This window comes from Pseudomonas sp. 210_17 TE3656 (assembly GCF_054821965.1).
This window is the reverse complement of record NZ_JBTRBC010000001.1, coordinates 3,946,036-3,969,212: the sequence shown is the minus strand read 5'-3', so window position 1 is coordinate 3,969,212 and position 23,177 is coordinate 3,946,036. Positions and strand designations below refer to the sequence as shown.

The following is a 23,177-nucleotide window of genomic DNA, read 5'->3' as shown; positions in this document are numbered from 1 at the left end:
GCCCGCACAGGGACATGAAAGATGTTTCATGGGCCAAGCATTTACTTAGCCAGCTAACAAACTCTATAAAAGAGACCTGCGACACGGTGCCGCAGTTAACTGAAAGTGGAGTTTGCAGATGACTGTCAAAGTAACTGAGCGCGACGAAAACAAAATGTCTTATGAAAGCCTGGCAGCAGGCCTGCGCATCTGGGATGTGCACCAGCAGGATGAACTGGTTGGCATGTTCCACAACGAACATGAAGCCCACAGCTACCGCATCGAACTGGAATTCCTCGAAAACAGAGAGCAACAGCAATAGCCCTCTGCAGAAAATACAAACCCCGCCGAAGCGGGGTTTGTCGTTTTTACCACATCAGATCGTCAGGGATCACGTAGGCGGCGTACGGATCATCGGCATCCGGCGCTTCAACCTGGGTGTTGAGCAAGACGATGCGCTTGGGATCGCGCTCCTGGATCTTCAGTGCCGCTTCACGCGGGATCACTTCATAGCCGCCACCATGGGCAACGATCGCCAGCGAGCCGCTGCTCAGCTTGCTGCGCATCAGGGCGTTGACCGACAGGCGCTTGACCTTCTTGTCGTCGACGAAGTTGTAGTAGTCCTCAGTGGTCAGCTTGGGCAGGCGCGAGACCTCGATCAGTTGCTTGACCTGGGCAGCACGGGCTTTCTGCTCGACTTTCTCCTGCTGCTGGCGGTTGAGCTCCTGGTCGCGCTTGGCTTTTTCCGCCATGGCTTCCTTGGCCAGCCGCTGCTGGGTATCGTCGACTTCGACCTGGCCTTTGTGTTCCAGGCGTTTTTGTTTCTTCTGTTCTTTACTGACCTGCTTGACCTGTTTCTGGTTGACCAGACCGGCTTTGAGCAATTGGTCGCGAAGGGAAAGGCTCATTGTTCACTCACTTATGTGCTTCAGCTCAGCCGCAGCTGGGCAGGTTCTTTTCCTGACGTTTGGCTTCGCCCCACAGCGCATCCATGTCTTCCAGGGTGCAATCTTCAATCGGACGCCCACTCTCGCGCAATGCCTGCTCGATAAAACGGAAACGTCGTTCAAACTTTTGGTTGGCGCCGCGCAGGGCGTTTTCCGGGTCGACCTTCAGATGCCGGGCCAGGTTGACCGTGGCAAACAGCAGATCACCCACTTCCTCGGCCAGCGCGGCGCTGTCATTGGCGGCCATGGCTTCGAGTACTTCGTCGAGTTCTTCGCGCACCTTGTCCAGCACCGGCAAGGCATCCGGCCAGTCGAAACCGACCTTGGCCGTGCGTTTTTGCAGCTTGGCGGCCCGGGACAGGGCCGGCAAGGCGGCCGGTACGTCATCGAGCAGCGACAGCTGCTCGGGAACGCCCTTCTCGGCCCGTTCCTGGGCCTTGATTTCTTCCCAGCGCTGCTTGACCTGAGCCTCGTCGAGTTTTGGTGTATCCAGCGGCGCGTACAACTCACCGGTGGGGAACACGTGCGGATGGCGGCGGATCAGCTTGCGGGTAATGCTGTCGATCACCCCGGCAAACTCGAAACGGCCTTCTTCACGGGCCAGCTGGCTGTAATAGACCACCTGGAACAACAGGTCGCCCAATTCACCCTGCAAGTGCTCAAAGTCGCTGCGCTCGATGGCGTCGGCCACTTCGTAGGCTTCTTCGAGGGTGTAGGGAATGATCGTTGCGTAGGTCTGCTTGAGGTCCCACGGGCAGCCGTATTGCGGGTCGCGCAGGCGGGCCATGAGGTGGAGCAGGTCATCTAGGGTATACATCTGAGGTCTCTGCTAAGGCCTTATCGCGGGGCAAGCCCGCTCCCACCCTGTGGGAGCGGGCTTGCCCCGCGATGGCGATCTCAAGGGGTACGGTTACGCCGCGTCTCGATAATGTTCGGCAGCTGCGAAATCCGCCCGAGCAGGCGCCCAAGGGCATCCAGGCCAGGAATCTCGATGGTCAGCGACATCAGCGCGGTGTTGTCTTCTTTGTTCGAGCGGGTGTTGACCGCCAGCACGTTGATCCGCTCGTTGAGCAGCACCTGGGAGACGTCACGCAGCAACCCCGGACGGTCGTAGGCACGGATGATGATATCCACCGGGTAGGTCTGTACCGGCACCGGCCCCCAGCTGACCTGGATGATCCGCTCCGGCTCGCGCCCGGCCAGTTGCAGCACCGAGGCACAATCCTGGCGGTGAATGGTCACCCCACGGCCCACGGTGATGTAGCCGACAATCGCATCGCCCGGCAACGGCTGGCAGCAGCCGGCCATTTGCGTAAGCAGGTTGCCGACGCCCTGGATCTGGATATCACCGCGCTTGCCCGGTTTGTAACCGGTGGCTTTACGCGGCACCAGCTCGACATGTTCGCTGCGCTCAGGCTCAACCAGTTGTTGTGCGGCATTGACCAGATGCGCCAGGCGCAAGTCACCTGCCCCGAGGGAGGCGAACATGTCTTCAGCGGCCCTGAGATTGGCTTTTTCAGCCAGCCGCTCGAAGTCCACCTGGGGCAGCCCCAGCCGGTTGAGTTCGCGTTCCAGCAGGGTCTTGCCAGCCGCAACGTTCTGATCGCGTGCCTGCAGCTTGAACCAGTGAACAATCTTGGCCCGCGCCCGCGACGTGGTGACATAACCCAGGTTCGAGTTCAGCCAGTCGCGGCTGGGGTTGCCGTGTTTGCTGGTAATGATCTCGACCTGCTCACCGGTCTGCAGGCTGTAGTTGAGCGGCACGATCCGCCCGTTGATCTTCGCACCGCGGCAGTTGTGGCCGATTTCGGTGTGCACGCGGTAGGCGAAGTCCAGCGGTGTGGCGCCCTTGGGCAGATCGATGGCGTGGCCGTCAGGGGTGAAGACATAGACCCGGTCGGGTTCGATATCGACGCGCAGCTGTTCGGCCAGGCCACCGATATCACCCAGCTCTTCGTGCCATTCCAGCACCTGGCGCAACCAGGAGATTTTCTCCTCGTAATGGTTGGAGCTGGATTTGACGTCGGTGCCCTTGTAGCGCCAGTGCGCGCAGACGCCGAGTTCGGCCTCTTCGTGCATGGCGTGGGTGCGGATCTGCACCTCGAGAACCTTGCCCTCAGGGCCGATCACCGCCGTGTGCAAGGAGCGGTAGCCGTTTTCCTTGGGGTTGGCGATGTAGTCGTCGAATTCTTTCGGGATGTGCCGCCACAAGGTGTGGACGATCCCCAGCGCGGTATAGCAATCGCGCATCTCCGGCACCAGCACGCGTACTGCGCGCACGTCATAGATCTGGCTGAACTCCAGACCCTTGCGCTGCATTTTGCGCCAGATCGAATAGATGTGTTTGGCCCGGCCGCTGATGTCGGCCTTGACCCCGGTGGCCAGCAGTTCGTTCTGCAGCTGGTTCATCACATCGCTGATAAACCGCTCACGGTCCAGGCGCCGCTCATGCAGCAACTTGGCGATCTGCTTGTATTGGTCCGGCTCCAGGTAGCGGAAGGACAGGTCTTCCAGCTCCCATTTGATATGACCGATACCCAGGCGATGCGCCAGCGGGGCGTAGATATCGAAGACCTCGCGGGCAACGCGGTTGCGCTTCTCGTCGTCGGCGCCTTTGACCGCGCGGATTGCGCAGGTGCGCTCGGCCAGCTTGATCAGCGCCACACGCACGTCATCAACCATGGCCACGAGCATTTTGCGCAGGTTCTCGACCTGCGCCTGGGAGCCCAGCACCAGCGACTGGCGAGGGCTGAGACTGGCGCTGATGGCGGCCATGCGCAGCACACCGTCGATCAGCTTGGACACCACCGGGCCAAAGCGCTGGCCGACTTCGGCCAGGGTCACCTTGCCTTCGCGTACGGCACGGTAGATCACCGCAGCGACCAGTGAGTCCTGATCGAGCTTGAGGTCGGCGAGGATTTCGGCGATTTCCAGGCCGGCCTGGAAACTCGAGGTCCCGTCGGCCCAGGAATGCTTGGCCGGGTTGCCCTTTTTCTCGATCTCCTGAGCGAACTCGCAAGCCTCTTTAAGGGCTTCACGGTCCAGCGCCAGGTCGACGCTCACCACATGATCCAGCCATGCTTCGAGATTGATACTGCCGTCGGTGTTGACCGGCTGGTGCACTCTCACCTGTACCATCTTTGATTACCTTTCCCTACAGCGCATTCGCGATGCGCTTGATATCTCTGGTGCTGCCCCTGCCGGACCCAAGGTGCAGCGCCCAACGCGCCAGTCCCGCTAGCCCGCTTCGAATAACGCCATGGCTTCGACATGCGCCGTCTGAGGAAACATGTCGAGAATCCCGGCACATTTTAACCGGTAACCCTGCCTGACCAGCTCTAGCGTGTCACGGGCCAGGGTTGCCGGGTTGCACGATACATACACCAGACGTTTCGCTCCGAGGTCTGCGATTTTTCGCACAACCTCGTAAGCACCGTCCCGCGGTGGGTCCAAGAGTACCGCAGAAAAGCCTCCAGCGGCCCAGCCGGAGGCGGTCAAAGGCTGCGATAAATCGGCCTGAAAAAACTGCGTGTTATGCAAATCGTTGCTTCGTGCATTGGCCGCTGCCCGCTCGACCATTGCCTGTACACCTTCCACTGCCACCACTTCACGCGCCTGCCGGGCCAGCGGCAGGGCGAAATTGCCCAGACCGCAGAACAGATCAAGTACGCGCTCGTCGGCTTGCGGCGCCAGCCAGGCCAGCGCCTGCTCGATCATCGCCGTGTTGACCGCAGCGTTGACCTGGACGAAATCCCCGGGCCGGTATGCCAGCTCCAGGTTCCACGGTGTCAGGGTGAAACCGAGGGTCTGACCGGCATCAAGCGGATAAGGTTCACCCTCGCCTTGCAACCATAGCTGCACACCTGCTTCTTTGCAGAACGCCTGCAAGCGAGCCAGGTCGCCTTCCGCCAATGGCGCGGTATGCCGTAGCAGCAAGGCCAGTGCCGTACCGCTGAACAGCTCGACGTGACCGACCACCTGCGGTTTGCTCAAGCTCTGCAGCAGCATCGGCAGATGACGCATGATCGACTGCAAGGGTTGTACCAGTACCGGACAATCCTCAATGGCGACGATGTCCTGGCTGGCTTCGGCGCGGAAGCCGACTTCGAGTTTTTTCGCTTTGTTGTCCCAGCGCACTGCCACCCGCGCCCGGCGCCGGTAAGCAAACTCCGGCCCGCTCAAAGGCGCGGCCCAACGCTCGGGCGCCACACCGGCGACCCGCTGCAGCTGCTCGGCCAGCAAGCGCTGCTTGAGGGCCAGTTGATCGGCATGGGCCAGGTGCTGCAGGTTGCAGCCACCGCAGCGATCGAAATGCTTGCAAGGCGCCTGGCGACGCTCCGGGCTGGCACTGAACACCCGCTCCAGACGCGCTTCAACCACCTTGCCGTGGGTATTGAGCACGCGCGCCTCGACCTCTTCCTCGGCCAGCGCGCCACTGACAAACCAGGTGCGCCCTTCAAGAAAAGCGATGCCACGGCCATCCCCCGCCAGGCGCTCGATACGCAGGCGCTGTTTTTTGCCGGTGGGGATCTGCGGCGCGCGGCTGCCGCCGGCCGGCTGGAAGCGCAGGCCGCTGTTGCGTTTACTTTTGGACATCAGTTCGCCGCGTCGAAAATGCCGGTCGACAGGTAACGGTCGCCACGGTCACAAATGATTGCCACGATCACGGCGTTTTCCAGTTCACGAGACAGGCGCAACATGGCCGCCACTGCACCACCAGAGGACACACCACAGAAAATGCCCTCTTCGCGGGCCAGTCGGCGGGTGGTCTCTTCGGCTTCGCTCTGGGCCATGTCGACCACGCGATCGACGCGGTCAGCCTGATAGATCTTCGGCAGGTACTCTTCGGGCCAGCGCCGGATACCCGGAATCGCCGAGCCTTCCATCGGCTGCAAACCGACGATCTGCACCGCCGGGTTTTGCTCCTTGAGGTAACGCGAGCACCCCATGATGGTGCCGGTGGTGCCCATGGAGCTGACGAAATGGGTGATGGTGCCCTGGGTCTGGCGCCAGATCTCCGGGCCGGTGCTGACATAGTGGGCTTCGGGATTGTCACCGTTGCCGAACTGATCGAGCACCAGGCCACGGCCATCGGCTTGCAGACGGTCAGCGAGGTCGCGAGCGCCCTCCATGCCCTCTTCCTTGCTGACCAGAATCAGCTCGGCGCCATAGGCGGTCATTGCCGCTTTGCGTTCGGCGCTGGAGTTGTCGGGCATGATCAGGATCATCTTGTAACCCTTGATCGCCGCCGCCATGGCCAAGGCAATCCCGGTGTTGCCCGAGGTCGCTTCGATCAGGGTGTCGCCCGGCTTGATCTGTCCGCGCAATTCGGCACGGGTGATCATCGACAGCGCCGGCCGGTCCTTGACCGAACCTGCCGGGTTGTTGCCTTCAAGCTTGAGCAGGAGGGTGTTGCTGGTTTCACCGGCAATGCGCTGCAGGCGGACCAGAGGCGTGTTGCCGACGCAATCGGCGATGGTTGGGTACTGCAAGGTCATGGCGTAGTTCGCAATCCAGACTGCGGGGGCGACTATCATACCGGCAAACGGGCCTTGCCCATATCACGCAATGTGCGGGTGTTATACCGGCCAGTTATAAACAGTTGCCCTATGGCTGAGCAGCGGGCAGCTGGATGTTCAGCCGCAAGCCCTGCCCGGTGTTCTGCGCCCACAGGCGTCCGCCCTGGCGCACGATGGCATTGCGGGCGATGCTCAGGCCGAGGCCGAAACCACCATCGCCCGGACGTGAGCCGTCCAGCCGGGTAAACGGCGCGAAGATCCGCTCAAGCTCGGCTTCCGCCACGCCGCCGCCCTGATCCTCCAGCCACAACAGCCAGTGATCGCCCTGACGACGGCCGTCCAGGCGAATCACGCCGCTGGCCGGCGAGTGGCGGATGGCGTTGCGCAGAATGTTCTCCAGCGCCTGAGCCACGCTGTTCAGGTTGCCCTGGATCCAGCAGGAGGCGTCCAGCGCGCAATGCAGTTGCGTCGACGGCCAGGTGCTTTCAAAACAGGCATCTTCGGCGAGCATGTCCCAAAGCGCCTGGACCTGGATCGGTTCCTTGCTTGGCGGCGCCCGCTCGGTGTCGAGCCAGGCCAGTTGCAAGGCATCCTCGACCAGACGTTGCATGCAGTCGATTTCGCGCCCCAGGCGTTCACGCAGCTGGCCGGCGTCAGCGTCCCCTTCGCAGGCTACGCGCAGACGGCTCAAAGGCGTGCGCAGCTCGTGCGACAGGTCACGCAACAACTGTTGCTGCAAGACCACCGTACCTTGCAGTCGTTCGGCCATGTCATCGAAAGCACGCCCCAGCTCGCCCAGTTCGTCCTGGCGGCTGGTGGTGCTGCTGGCGACCCGCGCCGACAGCTGATCGGCGCGCCAGGCATTGGCCTGCTCGCGCAACTGGATCAGCGGCATGATCAGCATGCGGTACAGCCCGATGCACAGCAGCAAGGTGAACAGCCCGGGAATCACGCCGTTGGTCATGAACCGCCAGAACAGACGGTAGCGACCGGGCATCAGGCGCTCTGGCAGCTCAATCACCAGCAGCCCCTGCTCCGGGTGCTCGACAAACGGTACGCGCATCCACGGCAAGCCGATCACCCGGCGGCTGACCGGCCAGTCGATGCCGCGCAGGAAGGTGATCTTGCGACTTTGCTCAGGGGTCAGCGGCGTGCTGCTCAGCGACTGCAAGTCGGCCCCCAGCACATTCACCCAGGTGCCTTCCTTGCTGGCCATATCGGCGATCCAGGCATCGACTCCGGCCTGCCCGCCCTGCTTCCAGGCGCGTTCAGCCTCAGCGGCATAACCGGTCAAGGTGATTCGGGCCTGATCGGAGAGGTAGGCGTTCTGGGTTTCCATGTGCCGGCCCCAGCTCCAGCTCAGGCCGATCATCAATAGACAGAAACCGACCAGCAGGATCGCCAGTTTCCAGAACAATGAGTGACGATTGGGCACCTCAGCTGACCTCGGCGGCACTGAGTACATAACCCTTGCCCCACACCGTGCGCAGTTCACGCTCCTGGTAACCGATGGTCTTGAGCTTGCGCCGGATCTGGCTGACATGCATGTCCAGGCTGCGGTCATGGCGGGCATAGCCACGCTGCAGGACCTGCTGGTAAAGGAACGCCTTGCTCAGCACTTCTTCATGGCTGCGGTGCAAGATATCGAGCAGCCGGTACTCGCTCAGGGTCAGCCCTGCCCAGCGCTCGCCACAGCAGACATCACAGGCCTGCTCGTCGAACTGCAGGGCGCCGGCCTGCTGCACAGGCGCTTCCTGACGACGGCGCTCGAGCGCCACACGGCGCAGGATCGCCTCGATACGCACTTTAAGCTCGGCCATGCTGAACGGTTTGGGCAGGTAGTCATCGGCACCACGCTGAAAACCACTGATGCGATCCGCCTCGGCGCCCAGAGCAGACATCATGATCACCGGTGTCGAGCTGCTTTCACGCAGTTTCGCCAGCACATCCAGGCCGTTCAGTCCCGGCAGCAGGATGTCCATCAGGACCACATCGAAACGCGACTCGCGCGCAACCGCCAAGCCATCGCGGCCATTCTTGCACCAGGTGACCTTGAAGCCGCCGCGTTGCAGTTCTTCGTGCAGGTGGGCGCCCAGGACCGGGTCGTCCTCGATGGCAAGTATGGTGGATTCGCTAATAGCTACGGGATTCATTGGCGGGTGCTAGCAATTCTCAGTTACGCGATTATTGAGTAATTGCCTGGCGCAGGCAACCGGCAACTGCTCGTCGGTGCGGCCCCGAGGATTGTGCCTACGTCAAAAGTAGATACAAATGAGTGCATTGCGCGGGAAGGCGCGGTACTTTTCCGACTTGGTCCGTCAGCTAGCACCGACGGCGGCTTACAGCACATGCCAGGCACAGGAGAGTTTCGTGCTGAATCGTTTGGGAATCCGCAGCCGCGTGTTGCTGCTGGCTTTGTTACCTGCCGGCTTGATGGCGTTGGTGCTCGGCAGCTATTTCACCTGGCTGCAGCAGAGCGAACTGCAAACCCAATTGCTGCAACGCGGCAAAATGATTGCCGAGAACCTCGCGCCCCTGGTGGCACCGGCCCTGGTTAGCCAAGACCCGGCCCAGCTGGAGCGTATCGCCGCCCAGGCCCTGGAGCAGGCGGATGTACGCGCGGTGGCGTTTCTCGGCCCGGATCGCAACAATCTGGCGCATGCCGGTCCCAGCATGCTCAACCAGGCACCTACAGGTGGCGGTACCGAGATGCTGCAGCGAACCGGTAGCGACGCCACCCGTTACCTGCTGCCAGTGTTCGGCCACCACCGCGACCTGGCAGGGGAACGCATCGCCAACGAAACCGATCGACTGCTGGGCTGGGTGGAAATCGAACTGTCCCACGACGGCACCCTGTTGCGCGGCTATCGCAGCCTGTTCACCAGCCTGCTGCTGATCTTCTGCGGCCTGGCTGCCACCGCGCTGCTGGCCTTGCGCATGAGTCGCACGATCAACGACCCCATCGGCCAGATAAAGCACGCCGTGACCCAACTCAAGGACGGCAACCTGGAAGAACGCCTGCCGGTCATGGGCAGTTATGAGATGGATGAGCTGGCTGCCGGTATCAACCGCATGGCCGAAACTCTGCACAACGCCCATGAAGAATTGCAACACAGCATCGACCAAGCCACCGAAGACGTGCGCCAGAACCTGGAGACCATCGAGATCCAGAACATCGAGCTGGACATGGCGCGCAAGGAAGCCCTGGAGGCCAGCCGGATCAAGTCCGAGTTCCTCGCCAACATGAGCCATGAAATCCGTACGCCGCTCAATGGCATCCTCGGCTTTACTCATCTGCTGCAAAAAAGCGAGCTGACGCCGCGCCAGCTCGACTACCTCGGCACCATTGAAAAGTCCGCCAGCAGCCTGCTCGGGATCATCAACGAGATCCTCGACTTTTCCAAGATCGAGGCTGGCAAGCTGGTGCTCGACAGCATTCCGTTCAACCTGCGCGACCTGATCCAGGACACCCTGACCATCCTCGCCCCCGCCGCCCATGCCAAGCAGCTGGAGCTGGTCAGCCTGGTCTATCGCGACACACCGCTGTCGCTGGTCGGCGACCCGCTGCGCCTGAAGCAGATCCTTACCAACCTGGTCAGCAATGCCATCAAGTTCACCCGCGAAGGCACCATCGTCACCCGGGCCATGCTCGAAGAAGAACACGGTGACAGCGTACAACTGCGTATTTGCGTGCAGGACACTGGAATCGGCCTGTCGAACCAGGATGTCCGGGCGCTGTTTCAGGCCTTCAGCCAGGCTGACAACTCGTTGTCGCGCCAGCCGGGGGGTACCGGGCTGGGCCTGGTGATCTCCAAGCGCCTGATCGAGCAGATGGGCGGTGAAATCGGGGTCGACAGCACGCCGGGCGAAGGCTCGCAGTTCTGGGTCAGCCTGCGCCTGCCCAAGGCCCGTGACGACGCCGAGGACCTGCCGCTGCAATCTCTGGTGGAGCGCCGGGTGGCGATCGTCGACGCCCATGAGCTGGCGCGTCAGGCCCTGGAGCATCAACTGGAAGATTGCGGCCTGCAGGTTTCCACCTTCCATTCGATCGACCCGCTGCTGCATGCGGTGGCGGCGGCACGCATGGCCGGGGAACCCTTCACCCTGGCCGTCATGGGGGTCAACCTCGATAGTGTCTCGCCAGAGCGCCTGGGCCAGTACATCCAGCAATTGCAACGCCTGGACTGCCAGGCACTGGTGTTATGCCCGACCACCGAGCAGGCGCTGTACCACCCTTACCTGCCCAACGCCCATAGCCAGCTGCAAGCCAAACCAGCCTGCACACGTAAATTGCGCCGGGCCTTGCTGGAGCTGGTTCAACCCCGGCGCAGCGGCAGCGAGGCCAAGGTCAGCAGCGACCAGCCGTTACCCAAAGTACTGTGTGTCGACGACAACCCGGCCAACCTGTTGCTGGTGCAGACGCTGCTCGAAGACATGGGTGCCGACGTATTGGCCGTCGACAGTGGCTATGCCGCCGTCCAGGCCGTGCAGAACGAGCATTTCGACCTGGTGCTGATGGACGTGCAGATGCCGGGCATGGACGGTCGCGAGTGCACCGAGCAGATCCGCCAATGGGAAACCAGCCAGGGCGGCGCACCGCTGCCGATCGTCGCCCTCACCGCCCATGCCATGGCCAATGAAAAGCGCGCCCTGTTGCACAGCGGCATGGACGATTACCTGACCAAACCGATCAGCGAGCGCCAGCTGGCCCAGGTGGTGCTCAAGTGGACCGGCCTGAACCTGAGTGCGCCGCACAACGAACGTGTGCAGGAACGCATTGCCGACAGCAGCGAACTCAAGGTCCTCGACCCGGAAGAAGGCTTGCGCCTGGCGGCGGGCAAACCCGACCTGGCCGCCGACATGCTGGCCATGCTCCTGGCGTCGCTGGAGGCCGACCGCGAGGCGATTCGCGCCGCCCGCGAGGCTGCCGACCGCAACGGCATGATCGAGCGTGTGCATCGCCTCAATGGCGCTTCACGCTATTGTGGCGTACCGCAGTTGCGCGCCGCCTGCCAGCGCAGCGAAACCCTGCTCAAACAGAATGACCCTGAAGCACCGCGAGCCCTGGACGAACTGGACCGGGCCATCACCCGCCTCACCGCCCAGGCGCGCCTGAGCGCCTGACCTGAGGCAAGGTGATGGGCAGCCGCCGCGGTTAGACTTTCCCGCAATCGACTCAGGAAGATCCCATGCGCGTACTGTTTTTCAGCAGCCAGACCTACGATCAGGACAGCTTCAGCAACACCCCGGCGGACCACGGGCTGGAACTGCACTTTCAGCCCGCCCGCCTGAGCGAAGACACCGCCCCTCTGGCCAGCGGCCATGAAGTGGTCTGCGCCTTCATCAACGATGACCTCAGCGCCCCGGTGCTCAAGCGCCTTGCCGCAGGCGGAACGCGCCTGATCGCCCTGCGTTCGGCCGGCTACAACCATGTCGACCTTGCGGCAGCCAAAGACCTGGGCCTGGCCGTGGTGCGGGTACCGGCCTATTCGCCACATGCCGTGGCCGAACACGCGGTCGCACTGATCCTGGCCCTGAACCGCCGCCTGCACCGGGCCTACAACCGCACCCGCGAGGGCAATTTCAGCCTGCACGGGCTGACCGGCTTCGACCTTCACGGCAAAACCGTCGGGGTGGTCGGCACCGGCCAGATCGGCGCCGCCTTCGCCCGCATCATGGCCGGCTTCGGCTGCCAGTTGCTGGCTTACGACCCGTATCCCAATCCCGAGCTGCTGGCCCTCGGTGCCCGCTACCTGGAACTGCCAGAGCTGCTGCGCCAGGCCCAGATCATCAGCCTGCACTGCCCGCTGACCGAACAGACCCGCCACCTGATCAACCCGCAGAGCCTGGCGCAGTTGCAGCCGGGCGCCATGCTGATCAACACCGGCCGCGGTGCCCTGATCGACACTCCGGCGCTGATCGAGGCCCTCAAAGACGGCCAATTGGGCTACCTGGGCCTGGATGTCTATGAAGAAGAAGCCCAGCTGTTCTTCGAGGACCGCTCCGACCTGCCGCTGCAGGATGACGTACTGGCCCGCCTGCTGACCTTCCCCAACGTGATCGTCACCGCCCACCAGGCCTTCCTCACCCGTGAGGCGCTGGCGGCCATTGCCGCGACGACGCTGGACAACATTACCCGCTGGGCGGCAGGCAATCCGCAAAACTTGGTCGAGGGTTGATGCTAGGATACGCGGCAGATTTGGAGGACCCATGGTCGAACACGATTTCCGCTACAACCTGTTTAACCCGCAACACACCCTGATCGAATGCCGCGCCCTGGTGCCAGGCCGCTATCAAGTGACCGGCAACGGCGGCTCGATCCAGAAGCATGATGTCCTGCTGGTGACCCTCAAGGGCAGCAAGGATTTGTCCATGCGCCTGACCGTGGAAACCGTACGCCACCTGATCAACCCGACCGGTCAATGGGTCGCGGTGGCCAGCGGCCCGGTGTTCGGTGAGCTGGCGATCCACACCTGGGAAGTCAATTGCGACAGCTGCCAGGCCAACCTGAGCTTCGAGTTCGCGGTGGATGCCAAGCTGGGCAAGAAAGCCCTGCAGCCAGCCGCTACTGCGCGCATTGCCGAGCTTGGCTGGAGCAGCCGTGGCGACAAGCACCTGTGCCCGAAATGCAAGGAGACGGCTCAGTGAAAAACCTGCTCCTCTGCGCCCTGACCGGCACCGCCCTGCTGGGTTGTGCGGCCGAGCCGATGAAGCTGGAACAAGAACGCAGCTACCTGCTGGAATGGATCGGTGAGCGTCCATTGATGGATTACAGCCACCTGACCCTGACCCTGGCGGAGGACGGCCGGGCCTATGGCAATGCGGGTTGCAACCACTGGTTCGCGCCTTACCAGCTCGACGGTGACAAACTCACCTTCGGCAAAGTCGGCAGCACCCGCAAGTTGTGTGCACCGGCCTTGATGGAGCAGGAAAAGCGTTTTCTCCAGGCCCTTGAGACTGTCCAGCGCTGGGATATCTCGCCGATCGAGCAGGTGCGCTTCTGGCCTGCCGAGGGCAAGCCGCTGCGCTTCTGGCCTGAAGAAGGCTGAACGGCATCGCGGGGCAAGCCCGCTCCCACCGGATTATGAGAACCCGGTGGGAGCGGGCTTGCCCCGCGATAAATCCAGCCCCAATCAAGCGCCTTTAAGCGCCTTGATCTTCGCGTTCAAGCCCTCAAGCGTCTGCTCCCCCATCAACTGCTCACGTACCTTGCCCTTGTCATCGATGATGTAAGTCACCGGCAAGGCTTCGCTGCGCGGCAGTTCATAACGCTCGGCCGGGTCCTCGGCCAGCACGGTGAAACCGATACCCAGCGCCTCAGTGGCCTTTTTCAGCTCCTCGCCCTGCAGGCCGTCGAAGTTCACGCCCAGCACCTTCACCCCTTGCGCCTGCCATTGCTTGGCCGCGGCATTGAGTTCCGGGATTTCGGTCCGGCACGGGCCGCACCATTCGGCCCAGTAGTTGAGCACCAGCCAGTGCCCGTCGATCTGCTCGGCTTTCACGGTCTGGCCGTTCTGGTCCAGGCCATAATCTGCACCGCAACCACCGAGCAACAGGCTCGCGGTGATGGCCAGTGCTGCCGCCAAACGTTTTGTCATGGGTCAATCCTTCTCGAAGATTCAAGCAAAATGCAAAGTCGCTGCGGTTAGAATAGCCGCCACACCCTGCTGGATGCGACCCGAACATGACTGACCTGACCCTCTATCACAATCCGCGCTGCTCCAAATCCCGCGGCGCGCTGGAACTGCTCGAAGCCCGTGGCCTGGCCCCGACCGTGGTGCGCTACCTGGAAACCCCGCCAGATGCCGCTACCCTCAGCGCCCTGCTCGGCAAGCTGGGCATCGGTGCGCGCCAACTGCTGCGCAGCGGTGAAGACGAATACAAGGACCTCAACCTGGCCGACCCGGCCCTGAGCGATGCACAACTGATCGAGGCCATGGTCAAGCACCCGAAGCTGATCGAGCGCCCGATTCTGGTGGCCGGTGACAAAGCCGTGATTGGCCGCCCACCAGAGAAGGTGCTGGAGATTCTGCCGTGAGCGCGCCTTACATCCTGATTCTGTTCTACAGCCGCCACGGCTCGACCAGCGAGATGGCCCGGCAGATTGCCCGCGGTGTCGAGATGGCCGGCCTGGAAGCGCGGATCCGCACAGTCCCGGCGATTTCCACCGAGTGCGAAGCGGTGGCCCCGGATATCCCGGATACCGGTGCGCTGTACGCCACCCTGGACGACCTGCGCCATTGCTCGGGCCTGGCCCTGGGCAGCCCGACCCGCTTCGGCAACATGGCCGCGCCGCTCAAGTACTTCATCGACGGCACCAGCAGCCTGTGGCTCAGCGGTGGCCTGGTCGGCAAGCCGGCTGCCGCCTTCACCTCCACCGCCAGCCTGCACGGCGGCCAGGAGTCGACCCTGCTGTCGATGCTGTTGCCGTTGATGCACCACGGCATGCTGATCATGGGCCTGCCCTACAGCGAGTCGGCGTTGCTGGAAACCCGCGGTGGCGGCACGCCCTATGGCGCCAGCCATCACGCCGGGGCTGACGGCAAGCGCGACCTGGATGCCGACGAAATCGCCCTGTGCCGCGCCTTGGGGCAACGCCTGGCGACTACCGCCAAACTGCTGGAGAACGGCCGTGGCTAAAAAGCCCAAGGTGCTGCCTTCGATCGACTGGCTGACGCCGCGCCTGCGCCTGGCCCGGGCGCTGAGCCTGGCGAGCTTTTTCGGCCTGATCGCGCTGCTGACGATCAACAACCTGCTGTTCGCCGACCTGCATGGCGCACGCACCGGCGTAATCCTTGCGGTCGAACTGGTGCCACTGGCGCTGTTGCTGCCGGGCATGTTGCTGGGCAACGCACGCGCCCATGCCTGGACCTGCTTCGTGGTCAACCTGTACTTCATCAAAGGGGTACTGGCCGCGTTCGACCCGGCACGGGCGCTTTTCGGCTGGCTGGAAGTGGCGATCAGCCTGGCGCTGTTCGTCAGTGCCTTGCTGTATGTGCGCTGGCGTTTTCAGTATGACCGGCGGTTGGCCGGGGAAGGCTGAAACCTATCGCGGGGCAAGCCCGCTCCCACAGGGCTGGTGATGGCTTCTGTGGGAGCGGGCTTGCCCCGCGATGTATCTCAATGATTGACCGTGTGCGCCAACATCACCGACAGCTGGCACAACGGCCGACCACTTTCGGCATGCCACTGGTTGAACGCCGCCTGCACCAGCGCCAGGTCGCGCTGACTGGTCGGCGGCTTGTCGATGATGTCCTGGGCAATCAGCGCCGCACTCATGTCATCGGTAGGGATGAAGGTGTCCTTGCCGACCATGCGCAAGAAGCGCGGCGCCGACAACCCGCCCAACTGGTTGCCATGCTTGGCCAGGTACTTCCACAAGCCAACGATGTCGGTCACCGGCCAATCAGCGATCAGGGCGCCGAAGCTGCCCTGCTCTTTTTCAACATCGAGGATCATCTGCGCATTGCGCGGCACGCTCTTGAGCTTGCCCAGGTGCCGGATGATCCGCGTGTCCTGCATCAGCCGCTCGAGGTGCTCGGCGCCCATCAGCACGACCTTGTGCGGGTCGAAGCCGAAGAACACTTCTTCGAAGGCTGGCCACTTGGCATCCACCAGACTGTGCTTGAGCCCGGCGCGAAACACCCGCAAGGCCAGGGTCGACAGGTAGCGGTCGGCGCTGATCGCGCGCAACTGCTCGGCGGTTTTCGCCTGGGGCAGGTGCGCTTCCAGCGCCGCAGCAGAGCCGAAGCGGTTCAGGCAGTACTCATGCAGCCATTGATAGTCGCGCATGCCGGTCAGATGTTCAGCACGTCGAGAAAACGTGGCGGTGCGGTGTCGTCGATCTTGAGGTTGACGAAGTCGAACAGGTTGCGGTCAGCCAGCTGCGACGGCACCACGTTCTGCAGGCCGCGGAAGATGCTCTCGGTACGGCCCGGGGTTTTGCGCTCCCACTCCACCAGCATGTCCTTGACCACCTGACGCTGCAGGTTTTCCTGCGAGCCACAGAGGTTGCACGGAATGATCGGGAACTCTTTCAGGTCCGAATAGGCCTGGATGTCCTTCTCGCTGCAGTAGGCCAGCGGGCGGATCACCACGTTACGGCCATCATCGGCACGCAACTTCGGCGGCATGGCCTTGAGGGTGCCGTTGAAGAACATGTTGAGGAAGAAGGTCTCGACGATGTCGTCGCGGTGATGCCCCAGGGCCATCTTGGTCGCGCCGATCTCGTCGGCGAAGGTGTACAGGGTGCCGCGACGCAGGCGCGAGCACAGCGAGCAGGTGGTCTTGCCTTCCGGGACCAGCTCCTTGACCACCGAGTAGGTGTCTTTCTCGACGATGTGATACTCGACGCCCAGGCTCTTGAGGTAGGCCGGCAGTACGTGCTCGGGGAAGCCCGGTTGCTTCTGGTCCATGTTCACCGCGACGATCTCGAATTTGATCGGCGCCACTTTCTGCAGGTACAGCAGAACATCGAGCATGGTGTAGCTGTCTTTGCCGCCGGACAGGCAGACCATGACCTTGTCACCGTCTTCGATCATGTTGAAGTCGGTGATGGCTTCGCCGGCGAGACGACGCAGGCGTTTTTGCAGTTTGTTCTGGTTGACCGAAAGGGTGCCCATAGCGCTTGGAATCCGCGAGGTGTGACAAAAGCGGCATATTTTACGCACAAACCGCCGCCAGGCGTAGGCCAATCCGATAAAGACTGCAAGGTGATTAGCCGGCGCGCTGACAGCGCGATTTGCTCTAAAAAGCCGGCTTTAAGCGGCTGACTCCTTCCTATACTGCGACATAAGGCCACAGCAACCGTGACCTCGATCCTCTGGCCCCTATCACTTGGGGTCGCAAGCGCTCCTCTGGGGGGGCGATGGCAACAACGGAAGGAGTGACTGGCATGATCCATCACGTTCTGGGGCTGTTTACCCATCCTGACCAAGAATGGAAAGAGATCCGTGGCGAGGAAGAAAGCATCAGCCACATGTACCTGACCCACACCCTGATACTGGCGGCGATCCCTGCCGTCTCAGCGTTTATCGGCACTACCCAGGTCGGCTGGGTCATCGGCGATCGCGCCCCGGTCATGCTGACCCATGAAAGCGCGCTGTGGATGACCATCATGTCGTACCTAGCCATGCTCGCCGGGGTCGCAGTAATGGGCGCGTTCATTCACTGGATGGCGCGCACCTACGACGCCAACCCGAGCATGGCCCGCTGCATCGCATTTGCCACCTACACCGCAACGCCGCTGTTCGTTGGCGGCCTGGCGGCGCTCTACCCCCACCTGTGGCTGGGGATGATCGTCGGCACGGCAGCCGTGTGCTACACGGTCTATCTGCTCTATGTCGGCCTGCCGACTTTCATGAACATACCTTCCGATGAAGGCTTCCTGTTCTCGAGTTCGGTACTGGCGGTCGGCCTGGTGGTGCTGGTAGCCATCATGGCCTTCACCGTGATCGTTTGGGGACTAGGCGTGGGGCCTGTCTATACCAACTAGAATCATCTATTAGAAAAGCAGCAACATAGGCGCAGTAACCATCAGGCCGCCGCAAAGGCGGCCTGATGCTGTGCGCTGACAGGTGGCTCGGCAGCGCTGCGGTGGTTGCGGCATAATTGTCGGCCAGGAGTGTTCCCCGATATGCCCGAACTGCTCAAATCCCGCGTCGAAACCTGTTATCAGCAAGCTGAAACCTTTTTCAAACGCCCCTTCTCCCGCCCTGAGGTCAGCTTCAAACTGCGCGGGCAAAAGGCCGGTGTCGCCCATCTGCATGAAAACCTGCTGCGTTTCAACCTGCAGCTGTATCGCGAAAACAGCGAAGACTTCCTGCGACAAACCGTAGCCCACGAAGTTGCCCACCTGGTAGCCCACCAATTGTTTGGCGACCGTATCCAGCCGCATGGCGAGGAGTGGCAGCTGATCATGCGCGGGGTTTATGAACTGCCGCCTAACCGTTGCCATAACTATGAAGTCAAACGCCGTACGGTGACGCGGTACATCTATCGTTGCCCTTGTGCCGGCAGCGACTTCCCCTTCTCGGCCCAGCGCCACAGCCTGGTGCGCCAGGGGCGGCGGTATCTGTGTCGGCGCTGCCGAAGCACCCTGGTGTATAGCGGGGAGACGCGGGTGGAGTGACAAACGCATCGCGGGGCAAGCCCGCTCCCACAGTGATGGCTAACATCCTGTGGGAGCGGGCTTGCCCCGCGAAATGCACAAAAAAAAGCCCATCCGAAGATGGGCTTTTTCATTAACGGGCAGGACCTTCAGCCACACCCAGGTCATCCATCGGGCGGGTATCAACCAGCGGCGAACCACCGGAAGCCAGCTCGGACTGCAGCTTGTCTTCGTCCAGCTCGTTGACCCACTTGGCAACCACCACGGTGGCCACGGCATTACCGATCAGGTTGGTCAGGGCACGGGCTTCGGACATGAAGCGGTCGATACCGAGGATCAGCGCCAGGCCGGCAACCGGCAGGTGACCCACAGCGGACAGAGTTGCGGCGAGGACGATGAAGCCCGAACCGGTAACGCCCGCAGCGCCTTTGGAAGCCACCAGCAGCACCAGCAGCAAGGTGATCTGATGGGTGATGTCCATGGTGGTGTCGGTAGCCTGGGCGATGAACACCGCGGCCATGGTCAGGTAGATCGAGGTACCGTCAAGGTTGAACGAGTAGCCGGTAGGAATCACCAGGCCAACCACGGATTTCTTCGCGCCCAGGCGCTCCATCTTGGCCAGCATGCGTGGCAGGGCCGACTCCGAAGACGAAGTACCCAGCACGATCATCAGTTCTTCACGGATGTAGCGGATCAGCTTGAGCACGCTGAAACCGTGAGCGCGGGCGATACCACCGAGCACCACGAGGATGAACAGCACGCAGGTGACATAGAAGCAGGCCATCAGATAGCCCAGCTGTACCAGCGAACCCACGCCGTACTGGCCGATGGTGAAGGCCATGGCACCGAAGGCACCGACCGGCGCCAGCTTCATGATCATGTTGATGATGTTGAACATGACATGGGCGAAACGGTCGATCAGGTCCAGCAGCGGCTTGCCGTAGGCACCCAGGCGATGCAGAGCGAAGCCGAAGATCACCGAGAACATCAGCACTTGCAGGATGTCGCCGTTGGCGAACGCGCCGACCACGGTGTTAGGGATGATGTTGAGCAGGAAGCCAACGGTGGTCTGCTGCGCGCCGGCGGCGGCATAAGCGGCCACGCTGCTGGCGTTCAGGGTGCTGACGTCGATATGCATGCCGGCGCCAGGCTTGACCACGTTGACCACGACCAGGCCGATGATCAGGGCAATGGTCGAGACGATTTCAAAATAGAGCAGCGCGTAGCCACCGGTCTTGCCCACCGACTTCATGCTTTGCATGCCAGCGATGCCGCTGACCACGGTGCAGAAGATGATCGGGGCAATAACCATCTTGATCAGTTTGACGAACCCGTCACCCAAAGGCTTCAGGGCAACGCCGGTCTCAGGGTAGAAGTGGCCCAGCAGGATACCGATGGTGATCGCTACTAACACCTGGATATACAGCGATTTGTACAGTGGCTGACGCGTCGTCATGGCTAATTCCTCAAGGGTATCGGGCTCATCCTTCCCAGGATGCGAGCGGTACCTAAAGCGCGAACCCTCCTGCACTGGAGGGATTTGTTGTGTCGAGCTGCCTGGCAGAACTCTGTCAGGTCAATAGCAAGCCCGATGCCAAAATGCGCTTTATCGGTGCAAGCCCCGTGTTTACTGGGGTTTGTTGCACAGCGAGGCAGCAAAAGTGCCGAGCGGATTGGCGGATTTCCGCCCGACACCTTTTGCAAAAGGATAACGATGGCGGTAATCCGCCCGAAGGGATAGGAACTCAGTCCAGGCTGAAGCGGATACGAAATGCCGCGCCACCCAATGGTGAATCGTCCAGGGTCAGGCTGGCGTCGTAGCTTTCGATGATGTCCTTGACCACCGCCAGGCCGATGCCCTGCCCCGGGTTCTGCCGGTCCAGGCGTTCGCCGCGCTGCAGGATGCGCTCGCGTTGATCCGGGGGTACGCCAGGACCGTCGTCCTCGACACACAGCTCGACCGCTGATGGCCCGCTGCGCAGGCTGATATGCACCTGGCTCAGGCACAGCCGGTAGGCGTTCTCCAGGAGGTTGCCGAGCAGTTCGAGCAAGGCGCCCTGCTCCATGGGCACTACCGCGTGTTCAGGGATATCCAGGCTGATCTTCACCTGTTTGTCGCGGTAGACCTTGGCCAGGGTGCTGCACAGGCTTTCAAGCAACGGCTGCAAGGCTACCTGGTGACGCACCAGACCACTCTTGCGCAGGCTGGCGCGTTGCAGCTGATAGTCGATCTGCTGGCTCATGCGCTCGATCTGGCTTTGTAATATCCGCGCCTGCTCACGATCCTCACGACGCTGGCCCATGCTTTCACTGACCCCTTGCAGCACCGCCAACGGGGTTTTCAGGCTATGGGCCAGGTCGCCCAGTGAGTCGCGGTAGCGTTGACGCTGCTCGCGCTCGCTGCGCAACAGGCGGTTCAGCGAACCGGTCAGGCGCAGCAGTTCACGGGGATGTTCGCCGCTGAGCCCGTCACGCGCGCCGGACTCGACATCATCCAGTTCGTGGCTTAACTGACGCAGCGAGCGCAGCCCCCAGGTCAGACCGGCCCAGAGCAGCACCAGCAAGGCCAGCAACGCCGCGCCAAAGCCCAGGTACAGGCGTTCGCGCAGGCCGTCGAGGGTGTGCTGGTATTCGCGTACCGGCTGCAGGGCAACAATACTGAAGGCCGCCGTCTTGCCGCCGAGCAGCTTGACCTCAACGTCATAGACGAAGAATTCCTCGCCATCGGCCTGGCGAATCCGCGCGAACTCGTTGCCACGCCCGTCATAGCGCGGGGTGTAGTTGATGTTTTCATCGGCCGTCGCCCGCGACCGCCAGACCAGATTGCCCTGGCGATCGTAGATATAGCCGAGCAGACGGCTGTCGGGCAGGTTGTATTTTTCATCAGGCAGCAGCGCCGGCATCTGCAACTGGTTGTGCTCGATGCGCGCGGCAGAAATCAGCGTGGTAACGTCCGAGGCCAGGCGCTTTTCGATCGACTCCTGCAAGGCCAGGCTGAAGGCCTTCTGCAAGGCCGGCAGCAGGCCGAGCATGAACAACACGGCCAGCAGCGCCGCTGCCAGCATCAGCCGCACGCGTAGCGAACGAATCATCGGCAGCGCTCGGTGAACAGATAGCCCAAGCCACGCACGGTATCGATCGGTTTGAAGCCGTTGTTGCCTTCCAGCTTGCGCCGCAGACGACCGACCAGCACCTCGATCACATTCGGATCACGCTCGTCGTCATCGGGGTAGAGCTGCTCCATCAGACGGTCCTTGGCCACTACCTGCTGGTGATGGCGCATCAGGTACTCGAGGATGCGGTATTCATAGGCGGTCAGCGCCAGCGGCTGATCATCGAGGGTTGCCTGCTTACGGTTGAGGTCCAGCAGCAACGGGCCTGCCGCGATGGTCGACTGGACGAAGCCACTGGAACGACGCAACAGGGCATTGAGGCGGGCCTCCAGCTCTTCGAACTGGAACGGTTTGACCACGTAGTCGTCAGCCCCGGCGGCCAGGCCTTCGACCTTGTCCTGCCAGTTGCCGCGCGCGGTGAGGATCAGGATCGGAAAACTCTTGCCCTGGGAGCGCAATTGCCGGATCAGGTCCAGGCCGCTTATGCCGGGCAGGCCCAGGTCGATCACCGCCAGGTCATGGTTGAACTGCTCGGCCTGGTACAAGGCCTCCTCGGCATTGGGTACCGCTTCAACCACATGCCCGCTCTCGGTCAGGCGACTGTGCAAGTGATGACGCAACAGGGCTTCATCCTCAACCACCAGCAGTTTCATAGGTTCCTCCCTACCCGTGCCGAAGCGCGTGGCTCCGGCGAAATACTCAGCCCATGCAGAATAACAGCGAACCGGCCATGCACCTGCAGGCCGGTCCGAACATCTTCATCGCAGGGTCAGAAGGCGTAGTTGGCCGACAGGTAGGTTTGCGCGCTGCTGTCCAGGCGCAGGGTGCCGACTTTCGGACCGCCATGTTCGGCAAGCTCAGTGCTGGCATTGCTGCGCAGGTAACGGTAGCCCAGTTCGACCGAGGCGTTGTCGGTGACCTGTTGCAGCAGGCCGGCTTGCAGGCCGATGGCATAACCGGTGTCGGTGTCGCGGCTGTAACCGGACGACTCCTGGCTGAGCTTGGTCAGACCGGCGCTGGCACCGCCGAACAGCTTGGTGCTGTTGCCCAGCGGGTAGAACAGGTCGTAACTGCCCAGCAGGTTTTCCTGACGCATCTTCAGGCCGCTATGGTCGTTGGAGACGTTGTCATAGGTGAGGTAGTAGCGGCCCTGATCGTTCATCTGGCCGACGCGTACACCCCAGGTTCCGTCCTTGCTGATAATGCCGTCGGTGTTCAGGTGATCGGTGTTGCTGCTCAGCAAGCCGGATTTTTTGATCTTGTCGCTGGTCTGGCCATAGGTGACACCGGCGAAGGTTGTGTCGGCGGCCTGGACGGCAGCACTGGCGCCGAAAAAGGCGACGGCGAGGAACAGGGTGTTGAGCGCTTTCATAAGGTTTACTCCTGGCTGATATGCCGTTCTGGTGTTGGAGCCAGAGTAAGCAAACCCTCCTGAACGACCGCTGAACCCTGCCTGAACCTCGGCTGAACAGCTGTGCTGGCAAGCCCTCGACAGCCACGGCACAATAGC

The 23,177-nt window shown here is 62.1% G+C and carries 24 protein-coding genes; 10 read left to right on the top strand and 14 right to left on the bottom strand.

From position 1 onward, the window contains the following. Positions 1-118 precede the first annotated feature (118 nt). Positions 119-301: a hypothetical protein gene (locus tag ACVI9W_RS18620; RefSeq protein ID WP_038608108.1), complete on the top strand. Its 183-nt coding sequence runs from the start codon at positions 119-121 to the stop codon at positions 299-301. A gap of 46 nt (positions 302-347) precedes the next feature. Here ACVI9W_RS18620 and ACVI9W_RS18615 read toward each other — a convergent pair whose 3' ends face one another. From ACVI9W_RS18615 to ACVI9W_RS18585, 7 genes are all read right to left on the bottom strand, one after another. Continuing rightward, positions 348-887, bottom strand: coding sequence for a DUF2058 domain-containing protein (locus ACVI9W_RS18615; protein WP_461530772.1), 540 nt, complete (start codon positions 885-887; stop codon positions 348-350). 25 nt (positions 888-912) lie between these two features. Beyond that, positions 913-1,743, bottom strand: coding sequence for a nucleoside triphosphate pyrophosphohydrolase (mazG, locus tag ACVI9W_RS18610; RefSeq protein WP_342624567.1), 831 nt, complete (start codon positions 1,741-1,743; stop codon positions 913-915). Between the two features lie 80 nt (positions 1,744-1,823). Beyond that, positions 1,824-4,064: a GTP diphosphokinase gene (gene relA, locus ACVI9W_RS18605; protein ID WP_038608100.1), complete on the bottom strand. Its 2,241-nt coding sequence runs from the start codon at positions 4,062-4,064 to the stop codon at positions 1,824-1,826. Between the two features lie 99 nt (positions 4,065-4,163). Then, positions 4,164-5,522 carry a 23S rRNA (uracil(1939)-C(5))-methyltransferase RlmD gene (gene rlmD / locus ACVI9W_RS18600; protein WP_461530771.1) on the bottom strand — a complete coding sequence of 453 codons (1,359 nt, stop codon included), beginning with the start codon at positions 5,520-5,522 and terminating at the stop codon, positions 4,164-4,166. Further along, on the bottom strand, positions 5,522-6,424 hold the full coding sequence (gene cysM / locus ACVI9W_RS18595) for a cysteine synthase CysM (RefSeq protein WP_038608094.1): 903 nt from the start codon (positions 6,422-6,424) through the stop codon (positions 5,522-5,524). The genes rlmD and cysM overlap by 1 nt, the downstream gene beginning before the upstream one ends. Before the next feature lie 109 nt (positions 6,425-6,533). Then, positions 6,534-7,910 (bottom strand): histidine kinase sensor domain-containing protein, encoded by a 1,377-nt coding sequence (locus ACVI9W_RS18590; protein ID WP_461530770.1) that lies wholly within the window; start codon positions 7,908-7,910, stop codon positions 6,534-6,536. Then, positions 7,882-8,598, bottom strand: a complete 717-nt coding sequence (locus tag ACVI9W_RS18585) for a response regulator transcription factor (protein ID WP_461530769.1) — start codon at positions 8,596-8,598, stop codon at positions 7,882-7,884. The genes ACVI9W_RS18590 and ACVI9W_RS18585 overlap by 29 nt, the downstream gene beginning before the upstream one ends. A gap of 217 nt (positions 8,599-8,815) precedes the next feature. Between ACVI9W_RS18585 and ACVI9W_RS18580 the strand changes: the two genes are divergently transcribed. The 4 genes from ACVI9W_RS18580 to ACVI9W_RS18565 all read left to right on the top strand — a co-directional run bounded on the left by ACVI9W_RS18580 (position 8,816) and on the right by ACVI9W_RS18565 (position 13,494). After that, entirely contained in the window at positions 8,816-11,569 is a 2,754-nt protein-coding gene (locus tag ACVI9W_RS18580) for a response regulator (RefSeq protein ID WP_461530768.1), read from the top strand. 65 nt (positions 11,570-11,634) lie between these two features. After that, positions 11,635-12,624 (top strand): 2-hydroxyacid dehydrogenase, encoded by a 990-nt coding sequence (locus tag ACVI9W_RS18575; RefSeq protein WP_157191493.1) that lies wholly within the window; start codon positions 11,635-11,637, stop codon positions 12,622-12,624. A 31-nt stretch (positions 12,625-12,655) separates the two neighbouring features. After that, on the top strand, positions 12,656-13,093 hold the full coding sequence (locus ACVI9W_RS18570; RefSeq protein ID WP_038608081.1) for a hypothetical protein: 438 nt from the start codon (positions 12,656-12,658) through the stop codon (positions 13,091-13,093). Further along, positions 13,090-13,494: an META domain-containing protein gene (locus ACVI9W_RS18565; protein WP_461530767.1), complete on the top strand. Its 405-nt coding sequence runs from the start codon at positions 13,090-13,092 to the stop codon at positions 13,492-13,494. Before ACVI9W_RS18570 ends, ACVI9W_RS18565 begins: the two co-directional genes overlap by 4 nt. Positions 13,495-13,578: 84 nt before the next feature. Here ACVI9W_RS18565 and ACVI9W_RS18560 read toward each other — a convergent pair whose 3' ends face one another. Continuing rightward, the gene (locus ACVI9W_RS18560; protein ID WP_461530766.1) at positions 13,579-14,043 is read right to left on the bottom strand and encodes a peroxiredoxin family protein; all 465 of its coding nucleotides are present in this window, start codon (positions 14,041-14,043) and stop codon (positions 13,579-13,581) included. Between the two features lie 86 nt (positions 14,044-14,129). On the opposite strand from ACVI9W_RS18560, the gene arsC reads away from it, so the two are divergent. From arsC to ACVI9W_RS18545, 3 genes are read left to right on the top strand one after another with little or no spacing between them, the layout of a single operon-like run. Further along, positions 14,130-14,483 carry an arsenate reductase (glutaredoxin) gene (gene arsC / locus ACVI9W_RS18555; RefSeq protein WP_274293496.1) on the top strand — a complete coding sequence of 118 codons (354 nt, stop codon included), beginning with the start codon at positions 14,130-14,132 and terminating at the stop codon, positions 14,481-14,483. Next, complete coding sequence (gene wrbA, locus ACVI9W_RS18550; RefSeq protein WP_197878907.1) at positions 14,480-15,085, top strand: NAD(P)H:quinone oxidoreductase; 606 nt, start codon at positions 14,480-14,482, stop codon at positions 15,083-15,085. The genes arsC and wrbA overlap by 4 nt, the downstream gene beginning before the upstream one ends. Further along, on the top strand, positions 15,078-15,488 hold the full coding sequence (locus tag ACVI9W_RS18545) for a DUF2069 domain-containing protein (RefSeq protein ID WP_038608069.1): 411 nt from the start codon (positions 15,078-15,080) through the stop codon (positions 15,486-15,488). Before wrbA ends, ACVI9W_RS18545 begins: the two co-directional genes overlap by 8 nt. Before the next feature lie 77 nt (positions 15,489-15,565). Here the strand turns inward: ACVI9W_RS18545 and ACVI9W_RS18540 are convergent, their stop codons facing one another. Together ACVI9W_RS18540 and ttcA are read right to left on the bottom strand one after the other, a co-directional pair. Continuing rightward, positions 15,566-16,237 carry a DNA-3-methyladenine glycosylase I gene (locus ACVI9W_RS18540; RefSeq protein WP_461530765.1) on the bottom strand — a complete coding sequence of 224 codons (672 nt, stop codon included), beginning with the start codon at positions 16,235-16,237 and terminating at the stop codon, positions 15,566-15,568. A 5-nt stretch (positions 16,238-16,242) separates the two neighbouring features. Then, a complete protein-coding gene (ttcA, locus tag ACVI9W_RS18535) occupies positions 16,243-17,067 on the bottom strand; it encodes a tRNA 2-thiocytidine(32) synthetase TtcA (RefSeq protein WP_038608065.1) in 825 nt (274 codons plus the stop codon). Between the two features lie 272 nt (positions 17,068-17,339). Here ttcA and ACVI9W_RS18530 point away from each other — a divergent pair, with 272 nt between their 5' ends. Both ACVI9W_RS18530 and ACVI9W_RS18525 read left to right on the top strand, forming a co-directional pair. Next, positions 17,340-17,939 (top strand): Yip1 family protein, encoded by a 600-nt coding sequence (locus ACVI9W_RS18530; protein WP_038608063.1) that lies wholly within the window; start codon positions 17,340-17,342, stop codon positions 17,937-17,939. A gap of 141 nt (positions 17,940-18,080) precedes the next feature. Continuing rightward, positions 18,081-18,575, top strand: a complete 495-nt coding sequence (locus tag ACVI9W_RS18525; protein ID WP_422422079.1) for a SprT family zinc-dependent metalloprotease — start codon at positions 18,081-18,083, stop codon at positions 18,573-18,575. A gap of 112 nt (positions 18,576-18,687) precedes the next feature. On the opposite strand, the gene ACVI9W_RS18520 is transcribed toward ACVI9W_RS18525, so the two are convergent. The 4 genes from ACVI9W_RS18520 to ACVI9W_RS18505 form a co-directional block, all read right to left on the bottom strand. Next, on the bottom strand, positions 18,688-20,010 hold the full coding sequence (locus tag ACVI9W_RS18520) for a dicarboxylate/amino acid:cation symporter (protein WP_461530764.1): 1,323 nt from the start codon (positions 20,008-20,010) through the stop codon (positions 18,688-18,690). Positions 20,011-20,299: 289 nt separating this feature from the next. Beyond that, entirely contained in the window at positions 20,300-21,646 is a 1,347-nt protein-coding gene (locus ACVI9W_RS18515; protein WP_422421921.1) for an ATP-binding protein, read from the bottom strand. Continuing rightward, positions 21,643-22,320, bottom strand: coding sequence for a response regulator (locus ACVI9W_RS18510; RefSeq protein WP_157191475.1), 678 nt, complete (start codon positions 22,318-22,320; stop codon positions 21,643-21,645). Before ACVI9W_RS18510 ends, ACVI9W_RS18515 begins: the two co-directional genes overlap by 4 nt. A gap of 116 nt (positions 22,321-22,436) precedes the next feature. Beyond that, positions 22,437-23,039 (bottom strand): hypothetical protein, encoded by a 603-nt coding sequence (locus ACVI9W_RS18505; RefSeq protein WP_461530763.1) that lies wholly within the window; start codon positions 23,037-23,039, stop codon positions 22,437-22,439. Positions 23,040-23,177 lie beyond the last annotated feature (138 nt).

What these genes read in the sequence shown, in the direction of transcription:
- ACVI9W_RS18620 (WP_038608108.1), top strand. Translation starts at nt 119, where the DNA reads ATGACTGTCAAAGTAACTGAGCGCGACGAAAACAAAATGTCTTATGAA.
- ACVI9W_RS18615 (WP_461530772.1), bottom strand. Translation starts at nt 887, where the DNA reads ATGAGCCTTTCCCTTCGCGACCAATTGCTCAAAGCCGGTCTGGTCAAC.
- mazG (WP_342624567.1), bottom strand. Translation starts at nt 1,743, where the DNA reads ATGTATACCCTAGATGACCTGCTCCACCTCATGGCCCGCCTGCGCGAC.
- relA (WP_038608100.1), bottom strand. Translation starts at nt 4,064, where the DNA reads ATGGTACAGGTGAGAGTGCACCAGCCGGTCAACACCGACGGCAGTATC.
- rlmD (WP_461530771.1), bottom strand. Translation starts at nt 5,522, where the DNA reads ATGTCCAAAAGTAAACGCAACAGCGGCCTGCGCTTCCAGCCGGCCGGC.
- cysM (WP_038608094.1), bottom strand. Translation starts at nt 6,424, where the DNA reads ATGACCTTGCAGTACCCAACCATCGCCGATTGCGTCGGCAACACGCCT.
- ACVI9W_RS18590 (WP_461530770.1), bottom strand. Translation starts at nt 7,910, where the DNA reads ATGTACTCAGTGCCGCCGAGGTCAGCTGAGGTGCCCAATCGTCACTCA.
- ACVI9W_RS18585 (WP_461530769.1), bottom strand. Translation starts at nt 8,598, where the DNA reads ATGAATCCCGTAGCTATTAGCGAATCCACCATACTTGCCATCGAGGAC.
- ACVI9W_RS18575 (WP_157191493.1), top strand. Translation starts at nt 11,635, where the DNA reads ATGCGCGTACTGTTTTTCAGCAGCCAGACCTACGATCAGGACAGCTTC.
- ACVI9W_RS18570 (WP_038608081.1), top strand. Translation starts at nt 12,656, where the DNA reads ATGGTCGAACACGATTTCCGCTACAACCTGTTTAACCCGCAACACACC.
- ACVI9W_RS18560 (WP_461530766.1), bottom strand. Translation starts at nt 14,043, where the DNA reads ATGACAAAACGTTTGGCGGCAGCACTGGCCATCACCGCGAGCCTGTTG.
- arsC (WP_274293496.1), top strand. Translation starts at nt 14,130, where the DNA reads ATGACTGACCTGACCCTCTATCACAATCCGCGCTGCTCCAAATCCCGC.
- ACVI9W_RS18540 (WP_461530765.1), bottom strand. Translation starts at nt 16,237, where the DNA reads ATGCGCGACTATCAATGGCTGCATGAGTACTGCCTGAACCGCTTCGGC.
- ttcA (WP_038608065.1), bottom strand. Translation starts at nt 17,067, where the DNA reads ATGGGCACCCTTTCGGTCAACCAGAACAAACTGCAAAAACGCCTGCGT.
- ACVI9W_RS18530 (WP_038608063.1), top strand. Translation starts at nt 17,340, where the DNA reads ATGATCCATCACGTTCTGGGGCTGTTTACCCATCCTGACCAAGAATGG.
- ACVI9W_RS18525 (WP_422422079.1), top strand. Translation starts at nt 18,081, where the DNA reads ATGCCCGAACTGCTCAAATCCCGCGTCGAAACCTGTTATCAGCAAGCT.
- ACVI9W_RS18520 (WP_461530764.1), bottom strand. Translation starts at nt 20,010, where the DNA reads ATGACGACGCGTCAGCCACTGTACAAATCGCTGTATATCCAGGTGTTA.
- ACVI9W_RS18515 (WP_422421921.1), bottom strand. Translation starts at nt 21,646, where the DNA reads ATGATTCGTTCGCTACGCGTGCGGCTGATGCTGGCAGCGGCGCTGCTG.
- ACVI9W_RS18510 (WP_157191475.1), bottom strand. Translation starts at nt 22,320, where the DNA reads ATGAAACTGCTGGTGGTTGAGGATGAAGCCCTGTTGCGTCATCACTTG.
- ACVI9W_RS18505 (WP_461530763.1), bottom strand. Translation starts at nt 23,039, where the DNA reads ATGAAAGCGCTCAACACCCTGTTCCTCGCCGTCGCCTTTTTCGGCGCC.